The sequence below is a fragment of the Roseibium sp. LAB1 genome (assembly GCF_054658235.1).
This window is the reverse complement of record NZ_BAAGIB010000004.1, coordinates 587580-611071: the sequence shown is the minus strand read 5'-3', so window position 1 is coordinate 611071 and position 23492 is coordinate 587580. Positions and strand designations below refer to the sequence as shown.

Annotated in this window: 23 protein-coding genes; 15 read left to right on the top strand and 8 right to left on the bottom strand. The window is 57.6% G+C overall.

Features of this window, described 5'->3' with window-relative positions; genetic code table 11:
• Positions 1–372: 372 nt before the first annotated feature.
• Both ACYQ54_RS24210 and ACYQ54_RS24205 read right to left on the bottom strand, forming a co-directional pair.
• On the bottom strand, positions 373–2043 hold the full coding sequence (locus ACYQ54_RS24210) for a formate--tetrahydrofolate ligase (RefSeq protein ID WP_460087086.1): 1671 nt from the start codon (positions 2041–2043) through the stop codon (positions 373–375).
• Positions 2044–2188: 145 nt separating this feature from the next.
• Positions 2189–2557, bottom strand: a complete 369-nt coding sequence (locus ACYQ54_RS24205; protein WP_460087083.1) for a hypothetical protein — start codon at positions 2555–2557, stop codon at positions 2189–2191.
• Positions 2558–2691: 134 nt separating this feature from the next.
• Between ACYQ54_RS24205 and ACYQ54_RS24200 the strand changes: the two genes are divergently transcribed.
• On the top strand, positions 2692–3252 hold the full coding sequence (locus ACYQ54_RS24200; protein WP_460087081.1) for a helix-turn-helix domain-containing protein: 561 nt from the start codon (positions 2692–2694) through the stop codon (positions 3250–3252).
• Positions 3253–3309: 57 nt separating this feature from the next.
• Here the strand turns inward: ACYQ54_RS24200 and ACYQ54_RS24195 are convergent, their stop codons facing one another.
• The gene (locus tag ACYQ54_RS24195) at positions 3310–3840 is read right to left on the bottom strand and encodes an Lrp/AsnC family transcriptional regulator (protein ID WP_460087079.1); all 531 of its coding nucleotides are present in this window, start codon (positions 3838–3840) and stop codon (positions 3310–3312) included.
• An 81-nt stretch (positions 3841–3921) separates the two neighbouring features.
• Between ACYQ54_RS24195 and ACYQ54_RS24190 the strand changes: the two genes are divergently transcribed.
• From ACYQ54_RS24190 to tdh, 4 genes are all read left to right on the top strand, one after another.
• A complete protein-coding gene (locus tag ACYQ54_RS24190) occupies positions 3922–4308 on the top strand; it encodes a RidA family protein (protein WP_460087076.1) in 387 nt (128 codons plus the stop codon).
• A 47-nt stretch (positions 4309–4355) separates the two neighbouring features.
• Positions 4356–4982, top strand: coding sequence for a LysE family translocator (locus tag ACYQ54_RS24185; RefSeq protein ID WP_460087074.1), 627 nt, complete (start codon positions 4356–4358; stop codon positions 4980–4982).
• Positions 4983–5141: 159 nt separating this feature from the next.
• Positions 5142–6329, top strand: a complete 1188-nt coding sequence (locus ACYQ54_RS24180) for a glycine C-acetyltransferase (RefSeq protein WP_460087072.1) — start codon at positions 5142–5144, stop codon at positions 6327–6329.
• Positions 6326–7366 (top strand): L-threonine 3-dehydrogenase, encoded by a 1041-nt coding sequence (tdh, locus tag ACYQ54_RS24175; protein WP_460087070.1) that lies wholly within the window; start codon positions 6326–6328, stop codon positions 7364–7366. Before ACYQ54_RS24180 ends, tdh begins: the two co-directional genes overlap by 4 nt.
• A 121-nt stretch (positions 7367–7487) precedes the next feature.
• Here the strand turns inward: tdh and ACYQ54_RS24170 are convergent, their stop codons facing one another.
• Positions 7488–7691 (bottom strand): YgaP family membrane protein, encoded by a 204-nt coding sequence (locus ACYQ54_RS24170; protein WP_460087068.1) that lies wholly within the window; start codon positions 7689–7691, stop codon positions 7488–7490.
• 242 nt (positions 7692–7933) lie between these two features.
• On the opposite strand from ACYQ54_RS24170, the gene ACYQ54_RS24165 reads away from it, so the two are divergent.
• Positions 7934–8998 carry a bifunctional nicotinamide-nucleotide adenylyltransferase/Nudix hydroxylase gene (locus tag ACYQ54_RS24165; RefSeq protein ID WP_460087066.1) on the top strand — a complete coding sequence of 355 codons (1065 nt, stop codon included), beginning with the start codon at positions 7934–7936 and terminating at the stop codon, positions 8996–8998.
• Positions 8999–9054: 56 nt separating this feature from the next.
• Positions 9055–10461: a nicotinate phosphoribosyltransferase gene (locus ACYQ54_RS24160; RefSeq protein ID WP_460087063.1), complete on the top strand. Its 1407-nt coding sequence runs from the start codon at positions 9055–9057 to the stop codon at positions 10459–10461.
• 70 nt (positions 10462–10531) lie between these two features.
• On the opposite strand, the gene ACYQ54_RS24155 is transcribed toward ACYQ54_RS24160, so the two are convergent.
• Positions 10532–11749 carry a winged helix-turn-helix domain-containing protein gene (locus tag ACYQ54_RS24155; RefSeq protein WP_460087060.1) on the bottom strand — a complete coding sequence of 406 codons (1218 nt, stop codon included), beginning with the start codon at positions 11747–11749 and terminating at the stop codon, positions 10532–10534.
• Positions 11750–11989: 240 nt separating this feature from the next.
• Between ACYQ54_RS24155 and ACYQ54_RS24150 the strand changes: the two genes are divergently transcribed.
• Together ACYQ54_RS24150 and ACYQ54_RS24145 are read left to right on the top strand one after the other, a co-directional pair.
• On the top strand, positions 11990–12766 hold the full coding sequence (locus tag ACYQ54_RS24150) for a substrate-binding periplasmic protein (protein ID WP_460087059.1): 777 nt from the start codon (positions 11990–11992) through the stop codon (positions 12764–12766).
• A 38-nt stretch (positions 12767–12804) separates the two neighbouring features.
• Positions 12805–13572, top strand: a complete 768-nt coding sequence (locus ACYQ54_RS24145) for a sulfite exporter TauE/SafE family protein (protein WP_460087058.1) — start codon at positions 12805–12807, stop codon at positions 13570–13572.
• Between the two features lie 150 nt (positions 13573–13722).
• Here the strand turns inward: ACYQ54_RS24145 and ACYQ54_RS24140 are convergent, their stop codons facing one another.
• Together ACYQ54_RS24140 and ACYQ54_RS24135 are read right to left on the bottom strand one after the other, a co-directional pair.
• The gene (locus ACYQ54_RS24140; protein WP_460087057.1) at positions 13723–14691 is read right to left on the bottom strand and encodes a GlxA family transcriptional regulator; all 969 of its coding nucleotides are present in this window, start codon (positions 14689–14691) and stop codon (positions 13723–13725) included.
• A 183-nt stretch (positions 14692–14874) separates the two neighbouring features.
• A complete protein-coding gene (locus tag ACYQ54_RS24135; RefSeq protein WP_460087056.1) occupies positions 14875–15720 on the bottom strand; it encodes a LysR family transcriptional regulator in 846 nt (281 codons plus the stop codon).
• Positions 15721–15828: 108 nt separating this feature from the next.
• Between ACYQ54_RS24135 and ACYQ54_RS24130 the strand changes: the two genes are divergently transcribed.
• From ACYQ54_RS24130 to ACYQ54_RS24105, 6 genes are all read left to right on the top strand, one after another.
• On the top strand, positions 15829–16269 hold the full coding sequence (locus tag ACYQ54_RS24130) for a hypothetical protein (RefSeq protein WP_460087054.1): 441 nt from the start codon (positions 15829–15831) through the stop codon (positions 16267–16269).
• Between the two features lie 200 nt (positions 16270–16469).
• Positions 16470–17282, top strand: a complete 813-nt coding sequence (locus ACYQ54_RS24125; protein ID WP_023003885.1) for a ferredoxin--NADP reductase — start codon at positions 16470–16472, stop codon at positions 17280–17282.
• A 244-nt stretch (positions 17283–17526) separates the two neighbouring features.
• A complete protein-coding gene (locus tag ACYQ54_RS24120; RefSeq protein WP_460087052.1) occupies positions 17527–18390 on the top strand; it encodes an N-acetylneuraminate synthase family protein in 864 nt (287 codons plus the stop codon).
• A 63-nt stretch (positions 18391–18453) separates the two neighbouring features.
• Entirely contained in the window at positions 18454–19233 is a 780-nt protein-coding gene (locus ACYQ54_RS24115) for a class I SAM-dependent methyltransferase (RefSeq protein WP_460087051.1), read from the top strand.
• 1 nt (position 19234) lies between these two features.
• Positions 19235–20416: a cytidylyltransferase domain-containing protein gene (locus ACYQ54_RS24110; RefSeq protein ID WP_460087049.1), complete on the top strand. Its 1182-nt coding sequence runs from the start codon at positions 19235–19237 to the stop codon at positions 20414–20416.
• Between the two features lie 115 nt (positions 20417–20531).
• On the top strand, positions 20532–21434 hold the full coding sequence (locus ACYQ54_RS24105) for a class I SAM-dependent methyltransferase (RefSeq protein WP_460087048.1): 903 nt from the start codon (positions 20532–20534) through the stop codon (positions 21432–21434).
• A 91-nt stretch (positions 21435–21525) separates the two neighbouring features.
• Here ACYQ54_RS24105 and ACYQ54_RS24100 read toward each other — a convergent pair whose 3' ends face one another.
• Positions 21526–23382, bottom strand: coding sequence for a tetratricopeptide repeat protein (locus ACYQ54_RS24100; RefSeq protein WP_460087047.1), 1857 nt, complete (start codon positions 23380–23382; stop codon positions 21526–21528).
• Between the last annotated feature and the right edge of the window lie 110 nt (positions 23383–23492).

Here is a 23492-nt window from a genome sequence, read left to right as displayed (position 1 = left end):
AACTTTCTTCATGCGTGGCTCAACCATGGCATCCACGCTGTTCGACTTACGCAAGCGCGGCCTTCGTTCGAGGCGATGTTTCGGTATGGATTGCAGGGTCGAGCCCTACAGTGACGGAGGAAGTTACGGATTGGTACTTTCTTTGATGGTGTATGCAATTTGTTGGCAGGCAAACCGCTCCATCTTTGCCTTATCTTCGTCATGGCATGGCTTGACCATGGCATCCATGCCGTTTCAGTTCCGCTTGTGCAGCGTTCGTTCGAGGCGATGTCACTCCGCCGCAGGCTGAGAAACCGTGGCCCGCGCGACACACAAAAAAAGGCAGGTCCTGAGACCCGCCTTTTTCTGGTATTCGGCATTAATCGCGAATGATCAGAACAGACCTTCGATCTGACCTTTTTCATCCAGCTTGATGTGGTTGGCTGACGGCACACGCGGCAGACCCGGCATCGTCATGATTTCTCCGCAGATCACCACGATGAAACCGGCACCTGCCGAGAGGCGTACTTCGCGCACCGGCAGGCTGTGTCCGGTCGGTGCACCGCGAAGCTGTGGGTCTGTGGTGAAGGAATACTGGGTTTTGGCCATGCAGACCGGAAGGTGACCGAAGCCGTCCGCTTCCCAGCGCTTGAGCTGGTCGCGCACCGACTTGTCGGCCAGCACTTCGTCTGCCCGGTAGATCCGCTTTGCGATGGTTTCGATCTTTTCAAACAGGGACAGGCTGTCGTCGTAGAGCGGTGCGAACTGCGCACCGCCGCTTTCCGCTAGGGCCGCCACGCGGGTGGCAAGTTCCTCTGTGCCGGCAGAGCCGTTCGCCCAATGGGTTGCCAGGATCGCGTCCACGCCGAATTCGGCGCAGTAATCCTTCACGGCCTGGATCTCGGCTTCAGTATCCGCAGTGAAGTGGTTGATCGCAACGACTGCCGGAACGCCGAACTGCTTGACGTTCTCGATGTGCCGGCCAAGGTTCGCGCAGCCCTTTTTGACAGCCTGAACGTTTTCCGTGCCCAGGTCTTCCTTGGCAATGCCGCCGTTCATCTTCAAAGCCTTGATCGTTGCGACGACCACCACGGCGTCAGGATGCAGACCTGCCTTGCGACATTTGATGTCGAAGAACTTCTCGGCACCCAGATCGGCGCCAAAGCCTGCTTCCGTTACAACAAAGTCCACCAGCTTCAAGGCCGTCTGGGTCGCGACCACGGAGTTGCAGCCGTGAGCGATGTTGGCGAACGGGCCGCCATGGATGAAGGCCGGATTGTTTTCCAGTGTCTGAACCAGGTTCGGCTGCATTGCTTCTTTCAGCAGCACGGTCATGGCACCGTCGGCTTCCAGTTCCCGGGCGGTGATCGCCGTACGGTCACGCCGGTAGGCAACGATGATGTCTCCGAGCCGCTTCTGAAGATCGTCGAGATCCGTCGCAAGGCAGAGGATCGCCATGATCTCGGAAGCGACGGTAATATCGAACCCGGACTCGCGCGGGAAGCCGTTTGCGATGCCGCCAAGCGAGCAGACGACAGAACGCAGGGCCCGGTCGTTCATGTCGATGACACGGCGCCAGGCGACCCGGCGAATGTCGATGCCCAGTTCGTTGCCCCAGTAGATGTGGTTCTCGATCAAGGCGGCGAGCAGGTTGTGCGCGGAGGTGATCGCGTGGAAGTCGCCAGTGAAATGCAGGTTGATGTCTTCCATCGGCACGACCTGCGCATAGCCGCCACCGGCAGCGCCGCCCTTCATGCCGAAGCAGGGGCCAAGTGAGGGCTCACGCAGGCAGATCATCGCGTTCTTGCCGATCCGGTTGAGACCGTCACCGAGGCCGACCGTCGTGGTTGTCTTGCCTTCGCCTGCTGGGGTCGGGTTGATCGCCGTCACCAGAATCAGTTTGCCGTTCTTGCGTCCATTCAGATTGGCGATGTACTCGGCAGCGATCTTGGCCTTGGTGCGGCCATAGGGCAGGAGAGAATCTTCCGGAATGTTCAGCCGAGTGCCGATTTCCTGAATGGGTTTCATCTTGGCTGCACGGGCAATTTCAATATCGCTGGCCATGGGGTTCTCTCTCCGAAGCGTTTCCGATTTCTTGTTTTCCGGATGCGGTTATGCACCGCCCCGACTTGTGCCGGAACGCTAGGGGAGAGGGCGGTGCAGCAAATGTTCCGAAAGCGACAGGATGCGCCCCGGAAGCGACGGCGGTTCAATCGGCGCGGTTGCGCAGCACTGTCACGAGAAACACGAGCATGGTCAGCACCGCCAGAACAGAGCCTGTCTTGGCCATGATTTCTCCCTCCGCGTTGATCGCAAACACGATCCCCGGCACCAGGACGATCACGGTGAGAACAGACAATCCGTAATGAATGAGCGCAAGGCGCGCGGCCGCTGCCTTGGGAACAAGAGCGTAATACGTACCGAACACCGACATCATCACGAAACCGATCAGGTTGAGATGTCCATGGGCGGGAGCAAGGGTGTGGTCAGTGGAGGCTGACATGTGGATGCCCCAACCCATGCCGATCAGGACGAAGAGCGCGGCAGTTGCAAAGTAAAGACGTGGTATCGCTTTCATGTGTTTCCCCCCGGAATACTTAGACCATTTATCGTTTTCATGATTGGTCCGCAGACACGCTAGCATGGTTTGTGACAGCCGGATCACAGGAAAAGAAAATTGCAATTTCTGGCGAAACGGATTTTAGTTCCGCAATGACAGAAACAGATATTCTTTCCCGTTTGCCGGCCCGCCTCAAAAAGGCGCGCCGCGCCCAGGGGCTCTCGCTTGAGGCAGTTGAAAAGCTTTCGGGCGTTTCCCGTTCCATGGTCAGTCAGATCGAGCGTGGTGAATCCAACCCGACTGTCGCGACCCTTCTCAATCTGACGAGAGCTCTGAATGTCGACTTTGCCGGTCTGCTGGGTGAGGAAACTGCCGAGGACCGAGTGGAAATCGTGCATGAACATCAGACCCCGGCACTGGACAGGGCAGGGGACGGTTGCAAGATCCGCATCCTGTCGCCACCACAGGACACTGGCCGTTTCGAAGTTTATGAGCTGATTTTCGCGGAAGGCGGCATGCTCGACAGCAAGCCGCATGAGCGCGGTACCCGCGAACAGCTGATTGCCGAGGACGGTCAGCTGGAAGTCACGTCTGGCGTTGCCAAAGGCATTATCGGCAAGGGGGATACGGCCAGATACGCTGCCGATGTGCCTCACCGGATCTCGGCGGTCGGCGGTCCGGCGCGGGCAATCCTGTTGGTGGTGAAGTTCTGAAGACGGTGGTTATCTTCTTCTCCTTAATCGGCTGCACCACCTGACAAAGGCGGAGTGTCAGATTGTCGGCAATGGGACTTCCGGCCAGGATTCCGTGATTTCGGCCTGAACTGGACGGTCCAGATAGGTCGTCAGGACGACATAGCTACGTGTCGCCCGAACCCCAGGCAGCGCATAGACCTGGGAGAGGAACCGTTCCATGGCATCGGCGTTGGCGGTCCGCACTTTCAGGATGACACAGCAGTCGCCTGTAACCGAATGAAGCTCCTCCACTTCCGGAAAATCGCGCAGCTTCATCATGCGCTCACTCTTGCCCCAACCGCTGGCGTCCACATGCACGAATGCCAGAAACGGCTTGCCGACGGCCGTCGGATCGATAGCGGCATTCGTGGATGAAATGGTGCCGGAGGCGATCATCCGTTTTACCCGGTCATGCACTGCCGGAGCGGACAGCCCGACCTTGCTTCCGATATCTGCATAGGTCTGCCGGGCATTGCGCACCAGCTCGCCTAATATTCTTCGGTCGAACGTATCCACGGGACGGCCGGGAGAGCTGTTTTTCTGAATGGTCTCTTTATTTGATTTCATTCGGTCAGATCCTCATTGCGATGAACAGCGTTCATCTGAACTGTCGTTCCCGAAACGGAATTCGGCAAAAGGATCTTCATCTTGATAGTGCGAACAATCAACCCGAACGAGGGCGTTTATCCAGCCACTGCGGACTATGTGCATGCTCTTGAAGTGTCCAGTGCAAAGCGGCAGCTCTTCGTCAGCGGCACCATGGGACTGCAGGTTTCCGGCAAGGCTCCGGACACCTTGGACGAGCAACTTGATCTGGTCTGGGCAAACCTGCGCCGGATCCTGAACGAGGCGGATATGACAAGCGACAATATCGTCCGCGTCACAAGTTATCTGACTGATCCGGATTTTGCCGAAAAGAACCAGACCGCACGCCTGAAAGCGCTGGGCAAACGGCGTGTGCCAACCACGGCCATCGTGGTTCAGACACTGACACCCGACTGGCTGATCGAAATCGAAATCATCGCGGCGGCTTAGGACCGGCAATGTCCATCCGCCGGGTCCGATGACGACAGGAGAATGTCATGCAGTTCGATACCTATCTGGTCTTCCTTGTCACGACCACCGTCGTGGTCTTTTCGCCGGGAGCCGCCGCTGTCGCCGTAGCGTCCCAGGGCGCTGTGAACGGAGGTCGCCGCGCTCTTGCAGGCGTCTTTGGCATAGCGTCTGCCAATGCTGTCTATTTCGCGCTTTCGGCAACCGGCATTGCCTCCTTGATCATCGCGTCCAATCTGGTGTTTTCGGCAATCAAGTGGGCGGGTGTCGGGTATCTGGTCTGGCTGGGGCTCACCGCGCTGTTCACCCCAGCAGGCGCAATCAGGGTCAAGCATGCAGGGCGTCGATCCAGCCTGAAGGCATTGTTCGCCCAGGGGTTTGTCATCGAATTCGCCAATCCGAAGGCGCTGCTCTATTTCGCGGCGATCCTGCCCCAATTCCTGAACATCGACGACGCCATCTTGTCGCAAATCCTGATCATGGGTGTAACGACCTTCCTGATCGATCTGACCTCCTACTCCGCTTACGCCTTTCTCGGCGATCGTTTGACCAGGGGCGAAGTGAAGAACTGGGTTGTAAGTCTCGTCAACAAATGTGCTGGGGCCGCCTTGCTCTATGCCGGTTTCCGGATGGCGAGCGTCACCGTTGTGCGTTAGTATTTATGGATGTTTCCTGCCCGGATAGGCTGATGCGATCAACACGGGTCCTGAAGGACATTTGGTTGCAAATATCCGTCATACTGGAAATCGTATCTTTTATTGCGAACGAAAATCCGGCATAGTGGAGGAAATATCCATCTTGCCGGAGGAAGCCCCGTGTCCGATGCATTTCTGTCGCATATTTCCGAGACGCTCAAAGAAATCGAGGCCGAAGGGCTCTACAAGCGCGAGCGGTTGATCACCTCGCCGCAGGGTGGCCTGATCACGGTTGGCGGGCGCGAAGTCATCAATCTGTGTGCCAATAATTACCTGGGACTGGCCGATCATCCGGCTCTTGAGGAAGCCGCCCGCAAGGCCTTGGAACCCAAGGGCTACGGCATGGCTTCGGTGCGCTTTATCTGCGGGACGCAGGACATTCACCGCCAGCTTGAGCAACGTCTGGCGAAATTTCTCGGCAAGGATGACTCCATTCTGTTCGCGGCCTGTTTCGACGCCAACGGCGGCCTGTTCGAGCCGTTGCTCGGACCGGAGGACGCGATCATATCGGACGCGCTCAATCATGCGTCCATCATCGACGGCATTCGCCTGTGCAAGGCCCAGCGCTATCGCTACGCCAATTCCGATATGGCGGATCTGGAGGCGAAACTGAAAGAAGCCCGGGCTGCCGGGGCTCGTCACATCATGATTGCCACCGACGGCGTTTTCTCGATGGACGGTTACCTCGCTAACCTGCCCGGTGTGACCGAACTGGCAAGGCAGTATGATGCCGTTGTGATGGTCGACGATTGCCATGCGACCGGCTTCATGGGGCCGAAGGGTAGAGGCACACCGGCGCATTTTGGCGTCGATGTCGATATCCTGACAGGAACGCTCGGCAAGGCGCTGGGCGGCGGCATAGGCGGCTATATTGCCGGACCTCAGCCGGTCATAGACCTGCTGCGCCAGCGGGCGCGGCCCTATCTCTTTTCCAACTCTCTCCCGCCGGCTGTGGTCATGAGCGGACTTGAAGCCATCCGTCTGGTGGAGGAGGGCGACGATCTGCGCAAGAACCTCTTCGAAAACGCCAGCTATTGGCGCGCCGGTCTGGAAGCGCTCGGCTTCACGCTTCTGCCGGGCGAACATCCCATCATTCCGGTGATGCTGGGGGAAGCCCAGCTGGCGCAGGACATGGCGGCAAAGCTGTTCGAAGAAGGTGTCTATGTCTCCGGTTTCTTCTTTCCTGTCGTGCCGCGCGGTCAGGCCCGCATCCGCACACAGATGAATGCGGCATTGACCCGGTCCGATCTGGATCGTGCGCTGGAGGCCTTTGAAAGGGCCGGCAAGGCGACGGGAGTGCTGTCATGAGCAGCAACGAAATGAAGGCGCTGTGCAAGTCCGAGCCGAAGGAAGGCCTCTGGATGACCCGCGCGCCGGTGCCGGAAATCGGCCCGGACGACGTTTTGATCAAGATCCACAAGACAGGCATCTGCGGCACGGACATTCATATCTGGAACTGGGACGACTGGGCGGCGAAGACCGTGCCCGTGCCGATGATCACCGGTCACGAATTCGCGGGCGAAATCGTCGAGATCGGCAAGAACGTCACCGATCTGGAAATTGGCCAGCGCTGCTCTGGCGAAGGCCACCTGATCGGACGGCACTCCCGGCAGTCTCGCGCGGGCAAGTTTCATCTGGATCCGGAAACCCGCGGCATAGGCGTCAACGAGCGGGGGGCATTTGCCGAATATCTGCGCCTGCCGGCTTTCAATGTCGTGTTGCTGCCGGACGAGATTGACGACGAGATTGGGGCCATTCTGGACCCTCTGGGGAATGCGGTTCATACCGCTCTCAGTTTCGACCTGGTGGGGGAGGACGTGCTCATTACCGGTGCCGGTCCGATCGGCATCATGGCGGCTGCCGTCGCTCGTCATGTCGGGGCGCGCAATGTCGTCATTACCGACATCAATCAGGCCCGTCTCGACCTGGCGACGAGGGTGGCCGACGTCGTGCCGGTCAATGTCGCGAGGGAAGACCTGAAAGGTATCGAAAAGAAGCTCGGCATGAAGGAAGGCTTTGATGTCGGCCTGGAAATGTCGGGCAGTCAGGTGGCGCTTGATCAGATGGTCGAAAACCTGGTGATGGGTGGGCGGATCGCGCTGCTCGGCATTCCACCGGGCAAGTCTCCGGTGGACTGGTCGCGAATTGTCTTCAAGGCAATCACGATCAAGGGTGTCTACGGCCGCGAGATCTTCGAGACCTGGTACAAGATGATCGCCATGCTGCAGAACGGCCTGGATGTCCGCAATGTCATCACGCACCGCTTTGGGGTGGACGACTTCGAACAGGGTTTCGCCGCCATGAAGTCCGGTGAAGCCGGCAAGGTTGTGCTCAGCTGGACCTGAGCTGGCAGGCCGGATCAGTAGGGGGCTGGCGTTCTCAAGTGCTGCAGTTGAAGGTCGCCCTCGATCAGGTCGGAGGCGATCTTTTTGCGTGCGATGCAATTGGCCTCACGCGTTGCGAACGTCAGGCAAACCCGGATTTTTGCGGCAAGCCGAGCTTTTTCAGCATCATCACCACCGGGCAAAGACCGGTAAAGGACGCCTGGATGAGGTGGGCACCGAGAATTCCGGTGAGCCAGAGCCAGTTGAGGTTGACGTAGACAGCCAGAAGAACGGACGCGACGATAAGCAGTCCGACGACGAGAAGAATGGCACGTTCGACGGTCATGGGTCTCTCCTATGTTTCTTCATTCGAAACTGCGAAATTATGCGCTCTTTTCCCACACTTGAACAGTTCTTCGTTCCGGCTTTGCGGAAGATCCGCCGGTTCGGAAGCAACTTCGGCTGGGTCTTGAAATCGCATAATACTCATTTTGAGCATTATACCTCTTGCTAATGCTCAAAATGAGTATTAGATAGATGTCAGCCGAGGAGTTTGGCTGCATTCCAGAAAATTCGAGGGAGTCTCGAATGTCCAAATATCACTACGGCGTTTTTGTCGGTCGGTTTCAGCCGCTGCATACCGGTCATGAGGCCGTTATCAGATCCGCGCTGGAGAAAGTCGATACGCTGATCGTGCTGATCGGGTCTTCCGGTCAGGCGCGTACCCCGCGAAACCCTTTCACCTACACCGAGCGCGAAGAAATGTTCGCCAAGGTGTTCAGGCACGAGCTGACCACCGGTCGCCTGATCCTGAAACCTGTTTCGGATCATCCCTATTCGGATGCGGCCTGGTGCGCTGAAGTCCAGAGGGCGGTGAATGAAACCGTGCTTGCCCATTACAACAAGGGCGGTGTCGTTCTGCACGGCCTGCAGGACATCAGGATTGCACTTGCAGGCTACGGCAAGGATCGCTCGAGCTACTATCTGAAGCTGTTTCCCGAATGGGGCAATGTGCAGCTTGCAAGCCAGCATGGCACCTTCTCGTCGACAGACGTACGCAGGCAGTTGTTCCAGCGTATTCCGGTCATCTCCCGGTCGGTTCTGTCCGCAGGGGTGGCGGACTGGCTGGAAGCCTTCGCCCTGACGGAAACCTTTCGCGCGCTTCTGGAAGAGGCCGAGTATCTGGAGTCCTATCCCAGGCAATGGGGCAAGGGCCCGTTCGTGACGGTGGATGCCGTTGTCATCCAGTCCGGCAACATTCTTCTGGTCGAGCGCGGCCAGGCACCCGGCAAGGGATTGTTGGCGCTGCCTGGCGGGTTTCTGGATCCCAGTGAAAGCATCAAGGATGCGGCAATCCGTGAGTTGAAGGAAGAAACCGCCATCAGCGATCACAAGGGTGAAATCCCACCGGCGATGCTGGCGTCATTCATCGACGGCACCAAGACACGGGTTTTCGACCATCCTGACCGGTCCTTGCGCGGCCGCATCGTCACTCACGCGTTTCTGTTCCGCCTGCCTGAAAGGCGGGAACTGTTTTCAGTTACCGGCGGTGACGATGCAAGGGCGGCCAATTGGCACCGGTTGGGCGACCTGAGGCCCGAGCAGTTCTTCGAGGATCACTGGTCCATTATCGAAATGATGGCCGATCTGTAACAGCGCCCGCGGGGGAGGCCCGCAGGCAATCACACCTGTCACGTGAGGAGTTCACAATGACAAACCCACTTCTGGCGACCGACAGCTACAAGCAGTCGCATTTCAAGCAATACCCGCCCGAGGCCCGCAGGATTTCCGCCTATCTGGAAGCACGGCCCAATCCGTTTTCGGACAGCGTTCTGTTCTTCGGGCTGCAGACCTACCTGAAGGACGTCCTTCTGAAGCCGATCACGGCATCGGACATCGAAGCAGCTGCGCGCATCTGCGCCGCCCATGGTGTTCCTTTCAACCGGGACGGCTGGAACCAGATCCTGACGGACCACAGTGGCCTGTTTCCGCTGGAAATAAAGGCTCTGCCGGAGGGGACGCTGGCGCCGAGTGGTGTGCCGCTTGTACAGGTGGAAAACACCGATGAGCGCATGCCCTGGCTGACGACCTGGGTGGAAACCGCTTTGCTGCGGTCGGTCTGGTATCCGTCGACGGTCGCGACACTTTCATTCAAGTGCAAGGAGATCCTGTATCGCGGGCTTCTGGAAACCTCCGACGATCCTGACGGTCAGGTCCCGTTCAAGCTGCACGATTTCGGTGCACGTGGCGTTTCGTCTGCCGAAAGCGCCGCACTTGGCGGCATGGCCCATCTGGTCAATTTTGCAGGCACCGACACCATGGAAGCGCTGGAAGCGGCCATGACCTGGTACGGCGCAGATGTTGCGGGTTTTTCGATCCCCGCAGCGGAGCACTCGACAATGACCAGTTGGGGGCAGGAGCGGGAAGTCGACGCGTACCGGAACATGCTGGTGCAATTCGCCCGGCCGGACGCGCTGGTGGCTGTGGTTTCCGACAGCTATGATCTCGGCAACGCTGTCGAGAACCTGTGGTGCGGCCGGTTGAAGGACGAGGTGCTTGCCTCGGGAGCAACGGTCGTCATCCGCCCGGATTCCGGAGATCCCGTCGAAATGCCGCTGAAGGTCATGGAGACCCTTTGGCAGCACTATGGCGGCTCGAAAAACAGCAAGGGCTCACGTGTATTGCATCCGTCGGTTCGTGTCATTCAGGGGGATGGCATGAAGCTCGATACCATCAGGCAACTGGTGGAAGAGCTGGTGCGTCGCAAATGGTCTGTCGACAACATTGCCGTCGGCATGGGCGGTGGTCTGTTGCAACAGGTCAACCGGGACACGATGCGCTTTGCCATGAAGGCAAATGCCATGAAAACCGCGGACGGCACCTGGCGCGATGTCTCCAAGAACCCGGTCACCGATCCCGGCAAGGCGTCCAAGGCCGGACGGCAGGCTGCAATCCTTCAGGGCGGAAAGCTGACTGCAGCTCGGCTGGAGGCGGTTGGCGACGGGGCCGATCAACTGCAGACTGTCTACCGCAATGGTGCGTTGCTGAAAGACTGGACCTTTGAGGAGGTTCGCGGGCGGGCTCGTCAGCATCTGCTGGAAAGGGTCGCCGGTTGACCACGTGACGGCCCAAGGGCAATGGCCGGGTGCACTTCGGCCACCCCGTCAAGCAAAGCGGCGGACGGTCCTAGAGGGCCGTCCGTTGCCAATCCGGCTCGTAGGTGATGTTGGAAACACCAGCAAACCGCGCCATGCGCTCGAGTTCCGCCTGAAGTTTTGCTAGCCGGCCTTTCGATGCTCTGACGTCCTGTTCAGGCCAATAGGCCCGCACATGAAGCCTGTTTTCGCTTCTGAGTGCCTTCATGTCGATCCGGCCGATCAACCTGTCGCCTTCCATGACAGGAAAGACATAATAGCCGTATTGACGCTTTGGTTCCGGCACGAAGATCTCGATCCGGTAGAAGAAGCCGAACAGGCGTTCTGCCCGTTTGCGGTCACGAAGTGCCGGGTCGAACGGCGACAGGATACGCACGCGCGACGGGGGCTCGGGAACATCGGCAAGGGTGTTCAGCGTATCCGGATAGGCGAAGACCTTTCGCCAGGACCCGTCGACACATTCCACTTCAATTTCGGCAATCGTACCGGCGGCCTTTGCCGCTGCGCACCAGTCCTTGGCTTCCTGGGGCGTGATCAGGTCCCAGAAGGCAGCTATCTCGCCGGAGGTCGCAAAGCCTAGCCGGTCGAGGGCAGACCGTGCCGCCCAATCAATCGTTTCATCGAGATCATGCGCCGCATTGCGGTGTTCCGCCGGAATGACCCGCTCCGTCAGGTCGTAGACTTTCTGAAATCCGGTCCGGCCGGATACCGACAGCTCACCGGTGCGCCACAGGAACTCAAGCGCAGCCTTCGACGGATGCCATTCCCACCAGCCGCCGTTGCTGCGTTTTTCGTCCTCGCCGACAGTAGCCGATGTGACCGGACCATGGTCGCTGATCCGTTTGAGTATCTCGTCGAATTTCCCTTCGAACTCATTCTGATGCCAATTACGCCACCTGTTTATGAGGGTTTCCCTGTCCCGGCTGAAACGCAAGCGCCAATGCCGGAAGAACTCGGTCGGTATGACGGCTGCATCGTGAGTCCAATGCTCGAACAGGTGCCTGTCGCGCTCTGCGAGAAGCTTGAGGTTCTTCTCCTTATAGGCGGGCCGTCGGGCAGCCAGGATCATGTGGTGCGCACGGGCGACGGTGTTGATGCTGTCGATCTGGACGAAGCCGAGCTGGTCTATGACGGCGGCCAAATCTTCACCTTTTCCGCTTCCCTTGGGGGCGGAGGCTAGGCCGTGTCTTTGAAGAAAAAGGTGCCGAGCAGTACGATTCGGCAACCGGGGCAGGGAAGGGGCACTCATGAAGCGACGCTAGCATTTTCCTCACTCTAAAAAAATGCTTGCCGGATGGCATATTGTAATTTTTTGCGAGGCAGAAGATGACGGTTTTTACGAGGAATCCGTAAATACAACGCATATACACGCAGAACGTGTTTTTTGATTGACCGATTTGTCAAAAGAAGTTTCACTTGAATGTCTGGCATCAGCCAAGCGTTGTTTGAGCGGTATTAAATGAGTGTTTTCAATCGTTTCAGAAAGAGAATGCTGATAACAGGGCTGGTATTCGCAGCTCTTTCGCTCACGCCGGCAAGCCATGCGGACACGGACGGGTGCTCCAGGGTCAACTTGAACGGATCAAGTGTCTGGTACCCGGTTTCCATGCGGCAGAAAGCCGACGGCGGTCTCAGCGGTGTGTTTCCCGACCTCGCCAAGGATGTTTTTTCCACCTTGAATGTGCCGTTGATCACCGGACCGGATCTGCCGTGGAAGCGCCTTTTGACCTTGCTTGAACATGGGCAGATCGACGTTCTGGCGGGGGCATATCTGACAGATGAGAGACAGGCAAAATTCGGCGTCAGTCATCCGGTCATGAAGGAGGATGTCGGTGTCTTTATCCGTTCCAGCTTGGAATTCCGTCCAACGTCGCTTGAAGATCTTGCCGGTTTGCGGGGCGTTGCTCCGTTCGGGTCGTCATTCGGCGAGGAGTTGGAAAGCTATGCGGCCGCCGCGCTGTCCATTGACAGACAACCGTTCGATGACGTCAAGACGTACATGTATCTGCTCGTGGAGGAAAAAGCGGACTATCTGATAATTGCCCGCCAGGAAGGTGAAATGATGATCAGGGAGGCCGGGGTCGAAGGAAAGGTGGAAGTCTTGCCGTGGCCTGCTGCGGTCAATACGCTACATTTCCTGTTCTCCAGGGCGACACCGTGTATAAAGTTGCTGAAGACGTTTGACGAAGAACTGCAGCGCCGCCGCGAGTCCGGCCAGCTGAATGGGCTGATAGCAGACTACAGCCTGCCCGTTGGCGACGGATAGAAGAACCAAGAGACCCCCATGCAGACTCAGGTGAACGCGTGACGGATATTGGCGCAGCCGGTCCGGGACTGGTGCTCGTGGCTGTCCTGGCATTCTTGTGCGCGGGGTTCATCAAGGGTCTTGTCGGGTTCGGTCTGCCGACGATCGGGCTCGGTCTGATGACCGTGTTTGTCGGCGTTGAAAAGGCAATGGTCCTGATTCTCTGGCCGGCGTTTCTGACCAACCTCTGGCAAAGCCTGTACGGTGGTCACCTGCGGGTTCTCTTGCCCCGTCTCTGGCCGTTTCTGGTTTCCGCTGTCGTGACGCTCGCCGCAGGCACTTTCATTCTGACCCAATTGCCGGAAGGTGCAGCAGATCTTCTGCTGGGGATACTCATGGTGTCTTATGCCGTGCCGATGCTTGCGGGCATGGTGCTTCACATCCCGGAAAAACGGGTCGTTCCGGTGGGAGTGGCCGTAGGCCTGGTCAATGGTGTCCTGTCGGGGCTCACGGGGTCCTACACGGTTCCAGGCGTCATGTATCTGCAGGCACTGGGGCTCAAGCGGGACGAACTGATCCAGGCCATGGGGCTCTTGTTCCTGCTGTCGACGACTGCACTTGGAATATCGCTTGGTGGTTTCGGGTTGATGGGTGGTCAGGAGGCCCTGGCCTCGGCAGCGCTGATCATCCCGGCCTTGTCCGGTGTGTGGGCTGGACAACGCGCGCGCCGGAAGGTGTCGGAAGCTGGCTTCCGGCGGCTCGTGCTGGCCGCAATCCTGGCGCTCGGGCTTTACCTCATCCCGCTGGGGCTCTGGCGCTTGCTTTAACTTTTCGAACGGAAAACGCTTCGGAAATCTTCGCTTCCTGTCGGGATCCCGGATCTTCGCGACGCTACGTTCGGGACCACCAGCAATGGAACAAATAAAAACGCCGCGGAGACCGCGACGTTTGAAAACAGAGATTTCTAGGAGGTCGCCTTACTTTGCGATCAGCCGCATCGGCGTAGCAGTGCCGACACCGGACGTCGTCTTGGTGTTGGCCCACTGGTATGACTGCCGCTCTTCCGTCGGCGTGCACAGGAAACGCTCGCGATAGCATTTGGTGAAATGCGATGTGGACGCGAAACCGCAGGCGAGGGCAACATCCAACACCGGCCGGCTTGTCCGGCGTAACAGATCACGCGCGGTTTCCAGGCGAAGACGCAGATAATACTGGCCGGGTGTGCAGTTGAAATGACGGCGGAACAGGCGCTCCAACTGTCGCGGCGACAGGTTGACTGTCATCGCAAGCTGCTGGCAGCTCAGCGGGTCCTCGATATGCAGATCCATGATCCGGATCGCATCAAGGATCTTGGCATTCGAAATCCCGGTCCGCGCTTCGATGTCGTGACGCTGAGCGGATTCGCCTGAGCGCATGTTCTGGTAGAGCGCCACTTCGGCGACTTCATGGGCAAGATAGGCACCATGCTGGATCGCGATCAGTCGCAGCATCATGTCGAGTGATGCCATGCCGCCGGCACAGGTGATGCAGTTGCGGTCGATCGCAAAGATGTCGGACGTCACTTCCACATCCGGAAATTCTTCCCGCAAGGACCTCAGGTTTTCCCAATGGATGGTGCAACGGCGTCCGTCCAGAAGATGATATCTGGCAAGCAGATAGGCGCCTGTGCAGATGGCACCAAAGGTGCGGCCCATGGCATTCAGGCGGCGCAGCTTGTTGCCGAGTTCGGTGTCCAACGGCAGGCGCTCAACATCAATGCCGGTGCACAGAAGTGTAATGTCGGCATCATGCAGATCGCGAATAGATTTTTTGACCGCGACTTCGCAGCCATTGCTCGCCGTGACGGGATTCCCGTCAACTGAATAAGTTGTCCATTGGTAGTACTCTCTTCCCAAAAGGCGGTTTGCTATTCTCACAGGTTCGATAACGCTCGCGAAAGCGTTCATGGAAAATCGCTCCATGAGCACGAATGCTATCTTCTGGCCTGAATCATCGTGCGCGCGTCCGGACATTTACTGTGCCTCTGTGGAAGGTATTATTGCCACTTGTCTTTGGCTTTCAATAAGTTTTGCAGTTTGTATTTATCTGTCAAATAAAAAACGCTTACAGTCCTGATATTATCGTAATTGTCACAAACGAATTGGCGGCGTTGCCCAGCCTGTCATCCAGGTGCGGAACATTTCATCGGCAAATGCGGTCTTTTTCATCGCGACCCCGACACTGCGCCGTTCCAGGCCTTCATGGTCGAGCGGAATGCCGCACAAAGTGTCTTTCATTTTCAGATGACCGGCAGGCAGAATGGCAGCCCCGAAGCCCAATGCGGTCAGTTCAAGCACCTGCTGATCGTTTACCGCTTCTGCGCAAATGCTCAGTGGCAATCCGGCGAGGGTGAACTCTCTCAGCATCGCATCGTAGTTGGGGCAATATCTGCGGGAGATCAGGGGGACCGAGCGGAGATCTTCCAGTGAAATCCTGTTTTTTCCGGCCAGCGGATGGGACTGTGCAACGGCGAGGACATAAGGCTCGGTATAAAGTTCGCGGTACCTGTGGCTCATGGGGGCGCAGTTCCTGTCGACCAGCGCCAGTTCCGCATCCTCTGCAGACTTTTCAAACTGCATTTCCAGCGTGGGATAGGTTGTACGCAGGGCATGGAAGGCACTTTGAAATGCAGAAAGCAAAACATCGGGAGCGGTAAAGAGGCTCAGCCGCACGGGCGCTTCATTCAGAAAGCGGCGCTCGGCGTTCGCGACTGCCCGAAGAATGGATTGGGCATGGTGATAAAGCTCCCGACCGGCCGGTGTCGGGCGTAACCCCACGCGGGAGCGTACAAACAGCGATGTTCCGAGCGTGTCCTCGAGTTTCTGCAGAGCCTGAGACAGAGATGGTTGGGAAATGCCGTTTCCGGTGGCAGCCGCGCTGATTGTTCCCAGTTCAAAGGCGCTGACGAAATAGCGGAGCGGGGTCACTTCAAGCATAGGGTAAGCCTATATAAAAAATAGAATGCATAGGAGTATACTGTTCAAGTGAGGCGATGCACAACTCGGCAGGTCAATCACGACGTCCTGTACCGAAGGAGCCTCAGCATGAATTCCGCGCTGCCATTGTCTCAGTCAGATACATTTCCTTTGCTACGCTCCGAACGGATCGCCATTCATCGTGTGCTTGATCTGTTTGAAAAGGGCTCTCCCGAATTGTTCGGTGAGCTTTCGGACCAGCTTGATTTCCGTATCGACCACTACCGTGACGAAACCGACATTTCCTGGCAGACGGCTTCGGGACTTGAAGAAATGGCCGTTGTCCTGCAGCGCCTGGCACAGGAAGTGTTTCCAAAGGGGACACATGTCCTCGGCTTGGCTTCCCAGGCACTGGGCCAGGGCTGGTTTTTCACCCGGTTCGAGCAAAGGTTCTTCTATCCGGTGAAGGACTGCGAGTGCGAAAGCATCACCTATATCCTCAGCCACGAAAGCGACGGCAAGCTCGACTTTTTCCGGGAAACCGTGACGACAATCGAGGAAAGTTCCTGATCTTTCACCTGGATGGATGGCCATCCGGCACGCTGGTTGGATGGCCCACGGCGGCTTCACGGCGGAATCTTGAGCATTTTTAGAATGATTTTTTTGAACTAAGTGCGTTTAGTGGATCGGAGTTGCTTCAAGTCAAGGCTGGACTAGTGCTACATGAGGCACAATCTAATTCGAGCGCTGACTTACGGACCCCGATTGACATGAACGTACTTGCCAAACCCGCCGATCTCGAAGCTGCCGCCCCGGCTGGCGCTTTCGTCGAGGAAGTGAAATCCGTCCAGCATTACACGGACCGCCTGTTCCGCTTTCGCATGACCCGTCCGGCGAGCTTCCGCTTCCGGTCCGGCGAGTTCGTGATGATCGGCCTGATGATCGATGGCAAGCCGCTTTACCGCGCCTATTCGATCGCCAGCCCGGCCTGGGACGAAGAGCTCGAGTTCTTCTCGATCAAGGTTCCGGACGGTCCGTTGACCTCGCATCTTCAGAAGATCCAGCCCGGCGATGCCGTTCTGATGAAGAAGAAGCCGACCGGCACGCTGGTGAATGATGCGCTCATTCCCGGCAAGCGCGTCTACATGTTCTCCACCGGCACCGGTATCGCGCCCTTCGCCAGCCTGATCCGTGACCCGGACACTTATGAAAAGTTCGACCAGGTCATCCTGACCCATACATGCCGCGAAGTTTCCGAGCTGAAGTACGGTGAAGACCTGGTGCAGGAAACCATCAACGATCCGCTGATCGGTGAGTTCGCCAAGGACAAGCTGGTGCATTACACCTCGGTGACCCGCGAAGACTTTCCGCGCCAGGGCCGCATCACCGATCTGATCAAATCCGGCAAATTGTTCGAAGATCTCGGCGTACCGCCGCTCGACCCGGCTGTCGACCGCGGCATGATCTGCGGTTCCATGGACATGCTGAAGGACACCAAGGCGCTACTTGAAGAAGCAGGCTTGACCGAAGGGGCCAACAACAAGCCGGCAGAGTTCGTTGTCGAACGTGCGTTTGTCGGCTGAGTCGGCAGTACCTTAATCTGTTATTAATGCTTAGATTCTTGCCCGGGGGTGCGTGTTTAACACGTGCCCCCGTCGCTTTATTAATGATCTATTTTGGGTTTTCCAAAGAAAGCAGGGTCGATAGCCCCTAATATCGGGTTCGCGGGTGGACAGACCTAGCCCGTGGTGGCAAGAATCTGTCTTAAAAATGGCAAGTCAGCAGGGCCACTTGAACGCTGCAGGCCAAACATCAAGGTACTGAGCCATGATCTCCGACAGTCGAACCTACGTGATTGCCGAAATCGGTATCAACCATAATGGCGATATCGACCAGGCCCTCGAAATGATCCGCAAGTCGAAGGAGGCAGGGTGCGACGCAGTCAAGTTTCAAAAGCGCACGATCGATGTCGTCTATTCGGCTGAAGAGCTGGCACGTCCGCGCGAAAATGTCTTCGGTGCGACGAACGGCGATCTGAAGCGCGGGCTGGAATTCGGCAAGGCTGACTACGACCGTATCGATAAACTGTCGAAGGAACTGGGCATCGACTGGTTCGCGTCCCCCTGGGACGAAGCCTCTGTCGACTTCCTGCTCGAGTACGATACGCCTTATATCAAGGTCGCTTCCGCCATGGTGACGGATCGCGACTTCCTGGAATACTGCGCCCGCAGTGGCCGCCCCTTGCTGGTCTCCACCGGCATGAGCGACATGGCGATGGTCAAGAGCTTTGTCGATGTGATCGAACGCTCCGGCGGCGAGATTGCATGCCTTTACCACTGCACTTCCACCTATCCGACACGCGATGACGAGATCAATCTGCTCGGCATTTCGACCCTGAAGGACGCTTTTCCTCATCTGAAGATCGGGTTCTCCGGTCATGAGGAGGGCATTCTGCCGAGTGTCTGCGCGGCGGCGCTCGGTGCCTGCTCTATCGAGCGGCATGTCACGCTGGACCGTGCCGATTGGGGGTCCGACCAGAAAGCATCGCTCGAAATGGCTGAAGTTGCCGACATGGTTGCGCAGGTTCGCCGGGTTGAGATCGTGCGTGGCGACGGCGTTCTGCGCTTCTATGAAGATGAAAAGCCGATTGCGGAAAAGCTGCGCCGGAAGGTCACGCTGCAGGCGGCGTGAGACGATTGAGGTATTGGTGGGCTGACCGGAAGCGGTTGGCCCTTTTTTGTTCAAGAGCTTTATATGTCCATCATTGACAGCTGCCTGGATCTGTATCGGGGGGAAAGTTATTACGTGGCCTATCCGGCCCGGCCGCTGCCACAGGACTATTGGGAAGCGAAGAAGGATCCGGACGGCAAGGTCAGGGACATCGAAGCCGAGCGCGACCAGCGCAAGGAAGACGTCCGCTACATCGCGGACTACGTCAATGCGAGAGCACCCGGCCGTGTGCTCGATATCGGCTTCGGCCTGGGCGAATTGCTCGAACAACTGACTGGCAAGAACGAGTGTTTCGGCCTGGACCCTTCCGAAAAGGCGGTCGAAGTTGCCCGGCAGTGGTGTTCCGCCAACCTTCGCCACGGGGTTCTGGAAAAAGGCACCTTTCCAGCCGGCATGTTCGATGTCGTCACCGCCAATCATGTGATCGAGCATGTCGACGAGCCGATCCCTTTTGTCGAAACCATTTTCGAGATCCTCAAACCGGGTGGGGACTTCATCTGCGGCACGCCGAACTTCGCCTGCGCCGCCGCACGCGTCTATGGTGACCGTTTCAGGTTGCTGCACGATCCAACTCATGTGAGCCTGTTCTCGGACGATTCTCTTGTCAGGCTGCTGCGGGACAAGGGATTCCGCATCGAAATGGTCGAGTACCCCTATTTCGGAACACGGTTTGCCACGCGCGAAACGTTCGACAGCATGGTCCGGGCCGACGCGGACGTGTCGCCGGCATTTTGGGGATCCTTCGTGACCGTGTTCGCGCGCAAACCCGAAAGACCAAAGCTTTCCCAAGGTGGTTCAGCATAAGATGAAAATTGTAGCGGCCATTCCTGCCAGAGGCGGTTCTGTCGGTCTTCCGGGTAAAAACATCCGTCCCTTGAACGGTATTCCGCTTGTCGGCCGGACCGTGCGTGCCGCGCGAGGATCGCGTTTCGTGTCCGAAGTGTTCGTCTCGAGCGATTCAGCGGAAATTCTCACGGTCGGCGAAAAGTATGGTGCGAAATCCGTTTTGCGCCCGGCAGAGCTTTCCGGGCCGACCGCGAGTTCGGAATCCGCGCTGATCCATCTGCTGCAGAACGAGCCGAGCCTGGTCAGTGAACCGCCGGATATTCTGGTCTTCCTACAGTGCACCGCGCCTTTTACGCAGGCACACCACGTTGATCATGTGGTGGAGGCCCTGCTGGCAAAGGAAGCAACCAGTGCCATCTCGGTTGTCGACGACCATGGGTTTTATTGGGAAGTCGGTCCTGATGGCGAAGGTGTCGGCCTGAACCATGACCCCAGCAAGCAACGTGTGCGGCGGCAGGATATCTCCGCAAGATACCGGGAAAACGGCGCGGTTTATGCCATGCGTGTACCGGAGTTTCTGGACGCGGGAAACCGCTATTGCGGCAAAACGATCCTGGTGCCATTGGATTCGACCTGGATCGAAATCGATACCTCGCAGGACTGGGACATGGCGGAGGCCTTTATCCGTTCAGAACCTTTCACGGGGTTCATGACGGACACCGAAACCCAGCCCTTGCGGGCCGTGGTGACGGCCTTCGCCGGCGTTCACACCGACAATACCGTGTTCGTCAGCCGGGATGGTACCGAGTCCATCGTCTGTAACCGGTACGACGAGATCGGTCTCGACCGCCTGCTTGGCCGGGGCATGATGCTGCTGATGCTGGACCGCGAGGAAGATAGCCTGGCCGTCCAGCGAGCGCGAAAGCTGGCGATGGACTACAAGCATCATCTGTTCGACAAGATGGAAGTATTGTCCGAGTGGCGCCAGAAGAAGGGGCTGGACTGGACGGAGATCGCCTATATCGGCGCGGACATTGCGGATCTGGATTGCATGAAGGCCTGTGGCCTCAGTATCGCGCCACGCAATGCTCCGGCTGAGGTGAAGGCGACGGCCACCGTTGTGCTGGAAAGTGCCGGCGGTGCCGGAGTGTTGAACGAAGTCGCGGAATTGCTGATCGCACGCGGCATGATCGCCAGCTGACGTCCGTTGTCGTCGTGCTTATGAACGAAACAAGGCCGGGTAGTCGCGCTATATGCAAATTCGCAGACGCGACAGCTTCCGGGGCCGCTCGTGACTGAAAGAAAACAGGTGACCTATGGCCGTTGAAACCCTGTACCAGAACGTTTCTGTGTTCGATACATTGCAGCGGCTCGGCCTTGCTTCCGTTGAAACCCAAAGCATCTTTGCACCGCAGACCCGCGACAAAGAGGGGCTGACCGTCTATCGCGATACGGTTTCCGGCGTCGTCTACATCGATGACTATTATGTCGGCGACCAGACCTACGAAGGTGCCGAACATCGCAAGGACGATTTCTACAGGCGGATCGACTGGGACTATGAATATCAGGAAGACCAGTATCGCAGGCTTGATGCTTATGCGCAGTTTTACACCGGCAAGAAGATTACCGAATTCGGATGCTGGAAAGGTCTGTTCCTGAGAGAGGCCGCCAACAAGGGGGCTGACGTTACCGGCATCGAATTGCACAGAGGCTATATTGAGGCCCTCGTCGCAGATGGCTATCGCTGCGTGGACAATGCAAACCTGATCCCATCCGGAACACAGGATGCCGTCTTTGCCTTTCATGTTCTGGAGCATCTGCCCGATCCGCTATCGACCTTGCGGGACTTGCGGGAACTTCTGACAGACACCGGAACAATTGTCGTCGAGGTTCCGCATGCCTCCGATTTCCTGTTGTCCAGTCTTCAGAACCAAGCGTTCAAGAATTTCACGCTGTGGAGCCAGCATCTCATTCTTCACACGCGCGAAAGCCTGAAGCGCATGCTGGCGGCGGCCGGTTTTGGGGACATAGTGATTGAAGGTGTGCAGCGGTACCCGCTTTCCAATCATCTTGGCTGGCTTGCCAACGGCAAACCCGGCGGACACAAGTCGACCCTCTCTGCGCTGGACACACCGGAACTCAGATCGGCTTACGAGGCTGCGCTCCGCAAGATCGACGCGACCGATACGCTTGTTGCTATTGCCACAAAGGCCCGGTAACGGGCCGCGTCAAAAGTCGTTGGAATCACCCTGCGCGGACAGCGCGTTGCTCGGCTTGCTTAGACAGACAAGCGTTTGACCACTTGAACGGTTACAGCCCCAGCCGCTCCTTGCGCTTATCAGGATAGCCGGCCGCCAGTTCCTCGCGCATGACCTGGATGATTTGCGGCACCATGTCAGCCGTTGGCTTCGTTTCATCGATGTGGAGGTACTTCATGCTTGGATACCAGGGTGGATTGGCCTGGCCGAGCAGCAGGGCGGGCTCAACCGGACCGAACCGGACACACGGAACGCCAAGAACACCTGCCATGTCCGCAACGCTGGTATTGGCCGAGACGACGACATCGCAAATGGCGGTCAGGTCTGCTGCCGCTATCAGGTCGTTGAACAGATCGATATCCCGGAAAAAGGTGAACCGTCCCTCGGAACGGGCCACCAGAAAATCGAGTTCCTTTTGCAGGGCCAAATACTGAAGATTGATGTAAATCGCGTCTTCAGCATCAAGGATCGGCGCAAAATCCGGCGCGGACAGGTAATAGCGCGCCCGGTATTTCTCCAGATTGCGCGAGCGCCAGGAGACGCCGATCACCGGTTTCTTGTCGGCATCCGGCAACAGGCTGAGATACTCCCGGGCCCTTTTCTGGCTGAATTTATAAACGGGGTAGGGGGCCTTTTCAAAGCTTTCCAGGTCCCGCCTGAAATAGCGCGCAAGGTCGACCATGTTGGCCGTGATGTCGTAGTCAGCATCTTCAGGAGCCTGGCCTTCCTTCGGCGTGCCGGGCCTGACAAGAATCTCCGGAAACGAATTCTGGAAGAAGGGAACGGACTTCGCTGACACCTCGAGTATGAGCTTCTTCGCCTTTGCCTGGATGTCGAGGAACATCGTGCCGCATTTGAGTGCGTCGCCAAGGCCCTGGTCGCCCCAAAGAAGGACGGTCTTGTCCGAGATATCTTCACCTTGCCATTCGGGCTTGGGAAACTCCCGTCGTTGGGAAGTGGCTTTCTTGTCTTCAAAGCGCGCGGCGTGAATGTCCCAGCCTGTTTCCAGATCTCCCTTCGACAGATAGGCAAGCGAGAGGTTCCAGTCGAGGCCGGAAATCACACCGCCGGGCGCTTCCTCCTTGGCCTTGTTCAGGATGTCGATACTGTCCTGGCTACGGCCGAGCATGAGATAGTGTACCCCGAGCGTGACCTTGCAATGATAGTTGCCCGGTGTGCCTTTCACTGCCTCTTCGGCGTATTTCAAGCCTTCGTGCGCTTTGGAGATAGAAAACAGGACACGGGCTTTTTCATGGACCAGTAGCGGATTGTCCTTGAAGCGTTCCAGGGCCTTGTCGATCGCCTCGAGCGAGTCGTCGAATTGTTTCAGTTCCAGGCGGCAGCGTGCCTGTTCAATGCAATTCTCTACGTTGTCCGGTGCCAGCGCTTCGGCCCGTCGGAAGAAGGTGAGCGCTTCTTCATACCGGTTGTTCTTGCGCAGCAACAGGCCGTAATTGGTGTAGACTTCACTGTGGTTTGGATTGGAAACGAGCAGGCTTTTGAAGATAGCCTCCGCTTCGTCGACCTGCTGCAGTCCGGTCAGGGCGATTGCCTTGATGTTCAGCGCCTCGCGCTCCATTGGATTGAGCGACAAGGCCTTCTCCGAAACGGCGAGCATGCTTTCCGAATCCGTGCCGATGTCCATCATCGCCCGGGCGAGGTTGGCATAGAACGACGCCTGGTTCGGGTTCTGGGCAATCGCCTTCTGGATGTATTCGACAGCTTTCGCGGGTGACCCCAGTTGCCGGTAGGTCACGCCGAGCAGATTGAGCGCATCAGGATTGGTCGGTGCTTTTTTCAGTACCAGCTTGTAGCACCGCTGCGCCTTTTCGATTTCTCCGGACTGATGATAGGACAGCCCCTTGACGAGCTTCTCACGTAAAGGATTTTGAGCTGTTTGCGTGGCCATCTTCTATCTGCTCTTTGTGAATCACTTGAGAACAATAGCAGGAAGGGTTCAGAAAGGCAGGCTGGCGGGCCAAACAGTCCGGATTACCTTGGGGATTGAGGTCTGAGGTC

Coding starts and splice junctions, on each gene's coding strand:
- ACYQ54_RS24210 (WP_460087086.1), bottom strand. CDS start 2,043: ATGGCCAGCGATATTGAAATTGCCCGTGCAGCCAAGATGAAACCCATT.
- ACYQ54_RS24205 (WP_460087083.1), bottom strand. CDS start 2,557: ATGAAAGCGATACCACGTCTTTACTTTGCAACTGCCGCGCTCTTCGTC.
- ACYQ54_RS24200 (WP_460087081.1), top strand. CDS start 2,692: ATGACAGAAACAGATATTCTTTCCCGTTTGCCGGCCCGCCTCAAAAAG.
- ACYQ54_RS24195 (WP_460087079.1), bottom strand. CDS start 3,840: ATGAAATCAAATAAAGAGACCATTCAGAAAAACAGCTCTCCCGGCCGT.
- ACYQ54_RS24185 (WP_460087074.1), top strand. CDS start 4,356: ATGCAGTTCGATACCTATCTGGTCTTCCTTGTCACGACCACCGTCGTG.
- tdh (WP_460087070.1), top strand. CDS start 6,326: ATGAGCAGCAACGAAATGAAGGCGCTGTGCAAGTCCGAGCCGAAGGAA.
- ACYQ54_RS24170 (WP_460087068.1), bottom strand. CDS start 7,691: ATGACCGTCGAACGTGCCATTCTTCTCGTCGTCGGACTGCTTATCGTC.
- ACYQ54_RS24165 (WP_460087066.1), top strand. CDS start 7,934: ATGTCCAAATATCACTACGGCGTTTTTGTCGGTCGGTTTCAGCCGCTG.
- ACYQ54_RS24160 (WP_460087063.1), top strand. CDS start 9,055: ATGACAAACCCACTTCTGGCGACCGACAGCTACAAGCAGTCGCATTTC.
- ACYQ54_RS24155 (WP_460087060.1), bottom strand. CDS start 11,749: ATGAGTGCCCCTTCCCTGCCCCGGTTGCCGAATCGTACTGCTCGGCAC.
- ACYQ54_RS24150 (WP_460087059.1), top strand. CDS start 11,990: ATGCTGATAACAGGGCTGGTATTCGCAGCTCTTTCGCTCACGCCGGCA.
- ACYQ54_RS24140 (WP_460087057.1), bottom strand. CDS start 14,691: ATGAACGCTTTCGCGAGCGTTATCGAACCTGTGAGAATAGCAAACCGC.
- ACYQ54_RS24135 (WP_460087056.1), bottom strand. CDS start 15,720: ATGCTTGAAGTGACCCCGCTCCGCTATTTCGTCAGCGCCTTTGAACTG.
- ACYQ54_RS24130 (WP_460087054.1), top strand. CDS start 15,829: ATGAATTCCGCGCTGCCATTGTCTCAGTCAGATACATTTCCTTTGCTA.
- ACYQ54_RS24125 (WP_023003885.1), top strand. CDS start 16,470: ATGAACGTACTTGCCAAACCCGCCGATCTCGAAGCTGCCGCCCCGGCT.
- ACYQ54_RS24120 (WP_460087052.1), top strand. CDS start 17,527: ATGATCTCCGACAGTCGAACCTACGTGATTGCCGAAATCGGTATCAAC.
- ACYQ54_RS24115 (WP_460087051.1), top strand. CDS start 18,454: ATGTCCATCATTGACAGCTGCCTGGATCTGTATCGGGGGGAAAGTTAT.
- ACYQ54_RS24110 (WP_460087049.1), top strand. CDS start 19,235: ATGAAAATTGTAGCGGCCATTCCTGCCAGAGGCGGTTCTGTCGGTCTT.
- ACYQ54_RS24105 (WP_460087048.1), top strand. CDS start 20,532: ATGGCCGTTGAAACCCTGTACCAGAACGTTTCTGTGTTCGATACATTG.
- ACYQ54_RS24100 (WP_460087047.1), bottom strand. CDS start 23,382: ATGGCCACGCAAACAGCTCAAAATCCTTTACGTGAGAAGCTCGTCAAG.